Here is an 8947-nt window from a genome sequence, read left to right on the forward strand (position 1 = left end):
GGAGCTCTCTTTTTTTGTTAGAAGCGGCATTTAGATATTTTTTCCTGCCTTTTTGGTTTGTTTAATGGTAAACGGAACGCAGATTTCTTCGGGGCAACAGTTATCGCCAGGCTCAATGATTACGGGGCAGCAGCCTTCAGCGGGGCAAGTATTATTATTGGCCGTGAAGGTATACGTTCCTGTTTCAGTGAGTAGTACCTCATTTCCGCTGGCTACTGAGCTGGTTCCACCATCTTTAAACCATTGAACATTCGTGTATTTAGCAGGGACGCTGGCCTGTATTTTCTCCCCTACACACAACTTAAGAGGAACGGTAAAACACTGGCGATCAATGTCATCTTCTCCTTCTTGGGCATTGTTTGGGGAGGAGTCTTTGTCTTTTTCGTTGGTTTTGCTGATTTCGACGGTGTTGAAATGAACACCTTCCTGCACGGCTTTTACCTTGTAGGTCAGCGTGACGGTATCACCGTTGGCGGCGATGTTTCCAATGGTCCATTTGATGACATTTCCGTTGATGTTGGCAATGCCTCGGCTGGTGTTGAATGTTCCGTTGAGCAACTGAACGGTGGTGGCAAGGGAGTCGGTTACTTCAACGCCAGTGGCATCGTTGGTAAACTCATTCCATACTTTGATAGTATAAGTGAGGGTATCACCGATGTGGGCGATTTTGGTGCTGATGCTTTTCTTTAATGCCAAATCGACGTCACAATTCTGGGCCGTGACGATGACAGCAGTGCGCGGTTGATTGATACATTCGGGGGCACCTGTCAACGCTACATAGAAAGTATCGGTAGCGCTTATGATACCAGTTGGTTTGAAAGAGAGTCCTGTTGCGAGTGCAGCCCCCCCTGTTGCGTTAGCGTACCAATTAGCCGTAACTCCGTCGAGATTGCTTCCGAAAAGAACGATTTTGAGGGTAGGGAGTGTATCTCCGATACAGGCCGTGGCATTTGGTGTGAGCAGGTTAATCTGCGGACAACTACAATCAGGGGCAATAAAAGTGGTATCAAACACACAGTTGGCCCGTAGACTGTCGGTTACAATCAAATTGGTTCCGTTGGGAATACCCGTTACGGTGTACGGGTTGGTTCCAGAAAGTGTACCCGCGTTGACTTTTAAGCTGCCATTTTTGTTAGTGATAGAGAAACTAACGCTGTAGACGGCGGTGCTAGGCGAACAGATTGGGGTTGATGTAACAGTCCAAACAGGCTTGATACATGGGATAATCAAAGCAGCATCAACGGTTGGATTGTCTTTGGCGATGCCTGTTTCCAAAGTATTGATGTTGATGATTGGGCTTTCTGCCGTGGTTGGGTCAAAGTCGGAGTCATTTGTGTCGTTACCGCCATTGCTCGTTATATCCTTTTTAGGACTGATTTGGCAGGTGTCTGGCAAAGAATTGAGCACGATTTTGACTTTGTAATTACCTGAATCCAGACCTGAGAAACCGTAGATTCCGTTGGTATCGGTGGTATCGGTGGCCAGTAATGCGTCATTATTGTCATTGTTGAGCAGTTGCACAATTACCCCCTTCACGCCAGGTTCGTTGGCATCCTGAATACCATTATCGTTGAGATCTTTCCAAATAAAGTCACCGATGCTTCCTTTGAGGCAGTTTTTGGTTTCGACGGCTACGGTATCGGCACAGCCTGTGGTTGAGTTAGTTAATATAAATTGATAGACACCGATTGCATCCATGCCTGTTACGACACCCGAAGTGGGGTCGATGGCGGCTATTTTAGGTGTATTGCCGAGCTGAGTCCAAGTTTCGCCGTTGGCGGCGTCGGGCAAATCAATACTGGCAACGGTGTTACAAATAGCGTTGACACCTGTAATATCAGCACCGGCGAGGGGTTTAGCACCCACGGTTATCTGTACCGTGTCTGTACAGCCATCCACTGTGTAAACAAACTTAAAGATTCCTGAAGTATTTGTGGCAAAACTTACATTGGCTACACCAGCGGTAGTACTTCCCAAAGTGGCACCTGAGGGATTGGCAGGACTGGATTGAGCCGTCCAGCTACCCGTTGTTGGGCCAGTACCCGTCAGCGTTGCTGTTGTTCCAGCACAAACTGTTTGTGAATTTCCCGCGTTGGGTTTAGGTTTGACAGTGATGGCAACATAAGCTGTATCCGAACAGGTTGAGCTGTTGCTCTCGCCAACAACGGCATAGTATCTGGTTACGCCGTCGGCTGCTGGTAATTGAGCCACGCTTGGAGTAAAGGTGGTTGAAGTGGCACCCGGGATAGCTGTTCCTAAGGAGGTAGTTGGTAAATTATTGGCAATTGGGCCATACCATTTCTGCGAGCTAACCGTTCCGGAAGTAATATTCATTGTAAAAGCCCCCGCCGTCTCTCCCTGACAAAGTATTTGCGCTGAAGTGGCCGTAATCACGGGTGTTATGCATTCCGTGACACCAATGTCCAATGTATGATTGTTTTCACCATAGCTGCCTGTGGTATATGATATGGTAGCATCAGGGTTGATGTCGCTGTCTAGTCCATCGGTTGTTGCATCTTTTGTGCTAAAAGCCGTACAGGTTGCTAATGCTCCTGCTCCCAACGCGGTTTTTACTTTGATGCTGTAGGCGGTAGCAGGCAGCAGTGTAGTATCTGCTCCTGTGCCAACCCAAGCACTGCCTAAGCGGCTCTTACTGCTAAAATACCAAGTTCCGCTTTGTCCAGCTACGGTAGCAGTTGTAACCGTTGCAAGCAAGGTTGCTCCTTTATAGAGTTCAATCTCAACGCCGTTGATACCGTCTTCACCTGCATCCTGAATACCATCATTATCACTGTCTTTCCAAACGCGATTCCCGATTTCTAAAGGAGCTGGGTTACACAGTAGCTCAGGGTCTCCCAGCCCACCTGCTTTACCAAAGTATTGTGGGTTGTCAGTTGCATTTGGTACAATGAGATATTGATCTGTTTTCGCCCCTGTCGAAGTATTATACCAATGAAGGCCTTGGGTAAAAGCGGTTGCAGCTTGAGTCCCGCTGATAGGATCAAAAACATTGTTAAGGATTTCCTGTGAGCCTTTTAACACAGCTAGTCCCCCCAATGATGTTTCGTTGTGATTAAACGTAGGACTTACATCTGTATCATTATAAGATTCTGCATAGTAGAATTCACCATTACCGCTGGGCCCGTCGGTGGCAGAGGTACTATTGGTAGTATTGTCTAGAACTGCACAGCCAGCGCTGCCTTCCTGTACATAACTGTTTCCTACTTTGCAATAGTGGATAATATCGCCTGCCACATCTACCGACAAATAAAGCGTTGTGGGTGATGCCTGAGGTGTAAGATTTCTAAATCCTCCTTGAAGTCCGAAACGATCCAAAAAACCAAGGTCAAGACCTGTATCTGAAAACTCAATGTCTGACAGGATAGGTTGTGCGAAAGCCCTTTCATTGAAGCTGTTGGCATTGCTGCCTCCGGTAAGCCCTGTTTCGGCCCATGTATCTGCCCAGGGGTTCCAACTCCCAGATAAAGCCGTAGTAAAAACGGTTGCGGCCTCACGAGTATAGTTAAGCGGGAACGAAAGCTCTGTGGTAAAAGCGGTAGGATTGGACGGGTTGAATGAAAGTACGTATGCGTGTAAATTAGCCGCCACCCCGCTTGCGCCTTCAGCACTACATACTACCCCAAGATAACCTTTTCCTCCATGAAATTTCAGTGCCCACGGACGCAATTCACCATTTGTGCAGGTAGGCAATCCGCTAAAATTGGCAATGGGATACTGATTTACGGTTGCTGTCGAGGGAGTAGGGGTATTTGCACTCACATCCATTCGAATAAGTGCCTTTTGGTTAAGGTTCACCATCCATAAAAAATTATCGTTATCGGCTATATCAATCCCTCCAAATCCCACTTTTGCTATTTTACCAAAAGCATCAATGTCCCGGCTGTCATCAGTTGTGTTGTTGGGTAGGGCATTGGCTCCTGTACGATCTACACTTCCCAGATCGATGGCGGCACCGCCGTTGCCTGGAGTAATCCCTTGTAAATTAAATGCATTTAGTAGACTGCCGCCCGCAGAGGTTGAATAGTCAATCATATAAAGACCTCCCATGCCTTGAGGACCAAGTCCAGAATGGCGTTTTAAAACAGCAGAGGTAAAAACCCGTTTTTTTGCTTTCTGCCACGCATTCCCCCATGTTGTTCCGATTTGTAGAATTTGAATGTTACTGCTCATTCCAGTTCTTGCCGAACCCGAACTGTTATAAGGTAATGTTATAAAACCTGGGTGAGTGTTTCCTGATACAGTGTAAATGGCATTTCCATTTTCGTAACAGGCCAGAGCAATCAGCGGGTTAGGTTGACAATATTCTTCGGGTATATTTATTCCTAAATGCGCCCTTGTCGCTGCTCCGGCAGTTACAAACTGTACTGATGTACCATTAAATGTATTATTGAGTCCGTGAAAGCCCGAGAAATTTCCAGCAGGAATAGCGGAGAATTCAATACGGACTTTTTGCCCTGAAGCAGTAGCGCCTGAGTTCGGGAACGCATAGTCACCAAAAGACCCCGTAGTGGTTGTTGCGGTGAGTACTCCGTTTGTTGCAGTAACTGTTATACCTGCTACCCCAATTTCCTTAAATAAAGGCGTCGAGGTAGAATCTTGAGTACCGCTCCCATTATAATCTCTAAATACTTTTCCTTTTACTTGTGCCTGTGAAAAAGATACACTTATGAGCCATATAGATAAAGCTAGAACAAATAATTTTTGCCAGTTTGGCCTACTCTTTAAAAAAATGTAGTAATCGTTTGAGTGCATAAAAGTTGAGAATTTGGCGTATACCCGATATGTGTTTTAGAATGGAATGTTTCTTAATAGTACCTTTTTGAAATAAAAAGCAGCTATTGGAAATGTTTATTTGGTATACAAATTATATGCCAATTGTTTTGCTTTTTTTAAAATATATACCTATTTTAATGAATATTAGTATATAAATTGATGTATATGGATATTAAAATAATCATAATTGCCATAAATAATATCCATAAAATCTTGTTGATATTATTCCAATAAGTTTCTGCAAAAAAGTGTAAATGGTTGATTTGTAGAGGGATTGAAAGGGGGACAGTATTTTCAGGCCTCAAAGCATAAGTTTTGTGGGGCCTTGTACATTTAAAGTGGAAATTTCGTCCTAGCAGTAAAAATGTAGTGTGTAGCCAAAGGTAGGTTTACTTCGTAGCGTCAGTTTTTAAAAATGGGCCGTAGAAATTAAATGCGCATCAAACTGAAAATGCTATATAATTTGCTATTTCTAATCTCAGAATGATTCATTCTTGCGGGCATAGCCACTGTGCAAAAATTAAGCCAAACCCTTTACAACCAAAAAGAGAGAGCTCCTAGGGGCTCTCTCTTTTTGGTTGTAAAGGAATTTTAGATATTTTTTCCTGCTTTTTTGGTTTGTTTAATGGTAAAAGGTACGCACAAATCTTCGGGGCAACAGTTGTCGCCAGGTTCGATAATGATAGGACAACAGCCTTCGGCGGGGCAGGTATTATTTAGTGCCTTAAACGTATACGTACCAGTTTCACTCAATAATACTTCGTTGCCGTTTGCCACGGGTTCGGCGGTGCCCGTTTTAAACCACTCCACTCCCGTGTACTTAGCAGGGACGCTGGCCTGAACTTTTTCACCGAAGCACAACTTTATTGGAACCGTAAAGCACTGGCGATCCAAATCATCCTCTCCTTCCTGGGCATTATTGGGGGAGGAGTCTTTGTCATTTTCGTTGGTTTTACTTATTTCGGCGGTGTTGAAATGGACGCCCTCCTGCACGGCTTTTACCTTGTAGGTCAGCGTGACGGTATCACCGTTGGCGGCAATGTTTCCGATGTCCCACTTAATAACATTATTATTAATGAAAGCAGTGCCGCGCGAAGCATTAAAAGAGCCATTAATAAATTGAGTGCTAACGGCAATAGAGTCGGTTACTTCAACGCCTGTGGCATTGTTGGTAAATTCATTCCAAACTTTGAGGGTATAAGTGAGGGTATCACCGATTTGGGCGATTTTGGTGCTGATACTTTTTTTGAGTGCTAAGTCTACTGGATAATCGGCGAAACCTGCGTCGACTTTAAAATCATTTTGGCCAGCACCGCCCGTGGTCAATGTAGATATTATGTTAGGTCCGACCTCTTCAAAGTCAGAATCTATGTTATCGGTGGAGCTATTGGGAGTAGTAGGACGCAAACCAAGGAGAGCTGTTTGCGTAGCAAAATCGCCGATTTTAAGGAGGTATTTAGTATTTGTTTTAAGGTCAACTTCGTACTTAATATACGAAGGTCCACCAGAAACGGTTGCTGATGAAAAGTAATATTGGCCCCCGTTGGAAGATTGTACGTTGGCTAGGGCCGTGCCATTTGAATCACAAAGTGTGACTGTTACCCCGTCAATCCCGACCTCATTGGCATCTTGTATTCCGTTTTTATTTTTATCCCACCATATTCTGTTGCCGATTTCAATCGGCTGTGGTGCGCACAAAATTTCCAAATCGCCTAAACCATTTGCTTTCCCGAACCCAAATACATCGTCAGTATATAGAACGGCACCTCCGTTGGGGTTTGGCGCCTCTCCGGTAGCATTTCCATCTTTATTGCCATTTGAATTAATGAGGCGTTTGATTCCCCCGGTATTGGGTACATCAGTGGGGTTAATGGCGGTCATGGCGAGTTTGCCACTGCCTGCCAAAAGTGCTAGGCCCGCTTGAGAACTCATTTCATGGTTGCTGCCGTCTTGAGAACGGTCTCCCCAATAGTATTTTCCGCCACCGATGCCAGGCATACTCATTTGTTGAATTGACGCCGTACTTCCACAAACCGAACCGTTGTTTTCAATAATCCACGTCCCGTTGGGGCCGCATGGGCCTGCCCGTAAAATTTCTCCCGGGCCAATAACGGTTACAAAATTGGTATCATTTGCAATAGGAAATCGATTGTTGAATCCCATTTGATCGGCAAAACGGTCGCGAAGGCCAACAATCATGGAACCGTCAACATCAAACTCGATGTCGGTGAGCCAGGCTTGTGGATAAGTTGTGAAATTATTGTCTCTGTCGGGGACCAAATACGGAAGCGGAATCCATGGACGCCATTTTTGGCCTCTTGCGTCGCTGGTGGGGATATCGGCGTTGGAGGCCCCTTTTAGATAGGTAAGGGGAAAGCTGAGAACTTGCGTAAAGGTCCCATTTTCGAAAGCATAAACGGTGGCGGCCAGTCCAGTGGTGTCGCTTTTGTCAAGCGCATCTTCGCGGGTACAAACTACGCCTATGTATACTTTATTGCGATAATATTTGGTCGCAAACGGACGATAACTTTGCCCATTACAGGGGTTAGGAATGGGGTACGAAACGGTATCTTTCGTAGCTATATCCAAAGCGTACAGTCTTCGATTGTTTAGGTTGGTCAACCAGAGGGTTTGCCCATCATCCGAAATATCCAAATCACCAATGCCAACCTTTCCTACGGCGTCGTACGCTGGAATATCATAACTGTCGAGGCGAGCATTGGCCGTAACACTGTCGGGGAGGTCAGTGTGCATGTCAACGCCCGCTACCGAGCCCAAGTTAAAAAACTCAGTGGTAGTTGTATCTGAGCTTCCAAGGGTTGTGACAAAAATGGCCCCTGGGCCTTGTTCGGCAAAACCAACATGACGTTTGGTAAAAGCGGCGGTGAAAATTTGGGCGGTTTCGCGTTTGTAAGCAATCCCCCACACCGAGCCAAGGTCTTTTACGAAGGCATAATGGGAGACAACCTTGGTAGTGTCAATTACTTCAAACGGGACTCCTACCAGTATATCAAGGTTGCCGAGGGGAGTAGTGGCGGCATTGACAGATACAAAGCAAGTCGTTACCAATTGGGGGTTGTCTGTATCGCAATAATGATTAGGGTAATTAATTCCTAAATTAACCCCGGTAGAATTTCCAATAACAAACTGAACCGAAGTATTACTTCCAGTTGGATTAAACGGGCCGTCATAGTCGTTTACGAGAAAATCCTTAAATTCTACACGTAGTGTATCCGAATCAGGTGTATTGGTGAGTGTATAGGAGCCATCAGCGGCGGTACGGGTCGAGTCGGCCAACGAACCGTCTTTCTTATAAGCACAAACCAAAATACCTTTGACCCCTATTTCATTAAAGGTAGCGGTATTTGTTTTAAGTCCATCAGCGTTAAAATCCCGGAAGACTATTCCCTGAATTGTTTGTGCTTCTGCCACTGTTCCTGTTAAACAATAAAGAAAAGCACACTGAACTACGTAAAAAACAACTGAACCTAGCCCCTTCACGCCTTTGGAGAGTGCATACTCGTACAAAGCCCCCATACCCCGAATATTTAATTGTGATAATTTTTGCCAGCGAAACAAATGAGAATATATACCATTTGTAACGATTTTGGAGCAATAAATATACCATAACTCTCGCTAAAGATCGAAAAGGAGGAGGTATATCTTAATAAAGAGCAGAAAAAGAGGGGAATTTTCTTTTTGAAGTAAAAATCAGGGGTTTTTAGTGGGTTTCTTTTGCCCGAGAACTACTTAAGTAGGTAATAAAAGGAGGGCTTCAAGAACCGTACCAAAAAATAAATTTTATAGGTTATTCTTCATTTGCTTGTCTATAACTGAGTGGCAATTAGGGCTTTTTTAGGCTTTTGGACTCAATTAATCAGCTTCATTAGCGAGTTGGTAGAGATTCACGCCGAATTTTAGGTGTAAGAATGTTAGAAATTGTATCAATAGGTATAATATGTAATATTTTATCCCAAAAAGAATTGTTATTGGGTGCTCCCAATTGAGCCTTTGAAGGGAGGCGGGATACGGGATCAAAACCAAAAGTTGTGGAGTAACTTAGATTAAGCATATATCTGAGTTAGCCGATACAGGAAGAATTCTACGTTTCTTACCCCTCTGAACTGACTTCTGAACGCTTTGATTTTGGCGT

At 44.6% G+C, this 8947-nt stretch carries 2 protein-coding genes; both read right to left on the reverse strand.

The genetic code is table 11. From position 1 onward, the window contains the following. Positions 1-30 precede the first annotated feature (30 nt). Positions 31-4773: an SdrD B-like domain-containing protein gene (locus tag NCI00_RS13425; protein ID WP_253528339.1), complete on the reverse strand. Its 4743-nt coding sequence runs from the start codon at positions 4771-4773 to the stop codon at positions 31-33. A gap of 612 nt (positions 4774-5385) precedes the next feature. Beyond that, positions 5386-8331 (reverse strand): SdrD B-like domain-containing protein, encoded by a 2946-nt coding sequence (locus NCI00_RS29450; protein ID WP_289623396.1) that lies wholly within the window; start codon positions 8329-8331, stop codon positions 5386-5388. Positions 8332-8947 lie beyond the last annotated feature (616 nt).

The organism is Runella salmonicolor, assembly GCF_024158025.1.
GTDB lineage: Bacteria > Bacteroidota > Bacteroidia > Cytophagales > Spirosomataceae > Runella > Runella salmonicolor.